The sequence below is a fragment of the Robertmurraya sp. DFI.2.37 genome (assembly GCF_029211245.1).
GTDB classification, from domain to species: Bacteria; Bacillota; Bacilli; order Bacillales; family Cytobacillaceae; genus Robertmurraya; species Robertmurraya methanolica_A.
The window spans coordinates 1-1,180 of the sequence record NZ_JARGEJ010000139.1; the positions used below are offsets into that span (position 1 = coordinate 1).

General features: G+C 34.9%; 2 protein-coding genes. Both read right to left on the minus strand.

Annotation, left to right across the window (positions count from 1 at the left end; all coding sequences use genetic code 11):
- A partial coding sequence (locus tag PZE06_RS25765; RefSeq protein WP_150913538.1) for an IS3 family transposase occupies positions 1 to 597 on the minus strand: 597 nt, incomplete at its 3' end.
- Positions 561 to 1,124 carry a helix-turn-helix domain-containing protein gene (locus tag PZE06_RS25770; RefSeq protein WP_150913536.1) on the minus strand — a complete coding sequence of 188 codons (564 nt, stop codon included), beginning with the start codon at positions 1,122 to 1,124 and terminating at the stop codon, positions 561 to 563. The genes PZE06_RS25770 and PZE06_RS25765, both read right to left, overlap by 37 nt.
- Positions 1,125 to 1,180: the final 56 nt, after the last annotated feature.

A 1,180-nucleotide genomic window follows, 5' to 3' on the forward strand; every position in this document is an offset into this window, starting at 1 on the left:
ATGTTGATAATGCCAACCTTGATCCGAATGAATGGTGGTGCGATATTCTGCTTCATTTGTAATGGTTCCTAATGCTTCAATTAATGGCTCTAGAACGAAGTCTAATGTTGGTCTGTTAGATAGACCAAAAGATATAATTTCGCCGTTGTATAAATCCATAATGGGACTTAAATATAGTTTCTGATTTTCAGTACATTTGAATTCGGTCACATCTGTTACTAGTTTTTGGAGACGGATAGATGTATTGAATCTACGATTCAAGCGGTTTTTGGCTACTTTACCAATCGTGCCTTTATACGATTTATAACGAGATTTACGTGTGAATTTTACACATTTCAATCCCAGTTCACTCATTATTCGTTGAACTTTTTTATGGTTAATGATATAACCTTGACCTCTTAACTCTAAACAAATGCGACGATACCCGTATCTACCCTCGTGCTTTTGAAAAATTTCAGTAATTATTTCCTTCCATTCTCTATCTGGATCTTCTTTCTGTAATTGCTTCACATGGTAATAATAAGTTGCCTCTGGAATCCCCACTATTTCTAAAACATCTTTTAATTTGAATCCTTCTTCTTTGAGTTCGAATGCCAACGCTGTTTGTGCTTTTCGAGGGAGGCATTCGGATTTTCTTGAAAAGCTTTTAACTTTTTTAAATAGGCATTCTCTAAACGTAGAAGTTCATTTTCTCGTTCTAATCGTTCTTCACGAGATAACTCTTTTTCTTGTTTTGGCAATTTTGCTTTATGATTTTTAGACATAGAAGGCCGTCCTTTCACTTTATCCTGCAGGCCTTCTATCCCTTTCTCCAAAAAGGTTCTATACCAATGGGTAATCAATGAAGGATTGTTCATCTTAAAGATAATCGCAGTATCTTGGTAAGAAGCACCTGTGTGTTTCATAAAGTTTAATACATCTAACTTAAATTTGACAGAGTAAACTTGTTTAGAATGCTTCCTACGTAGTCCGTCTTCTCCAAATTCTTTATAAGCACGAACCCATCTTCTGACTTGAGATTCAGCAGGAATACCATATTTTTGGGCTAATAAGTAATATCCTAGTTTGCCCCTTAGATATTCCATTACAATTTTTAATTTAAATTCTTCACTATATTTTGCCATACAAAAACACCCCAGAGGTTAGATTTTTAACTCTAACTTCTGGGGTGCAGTACCTA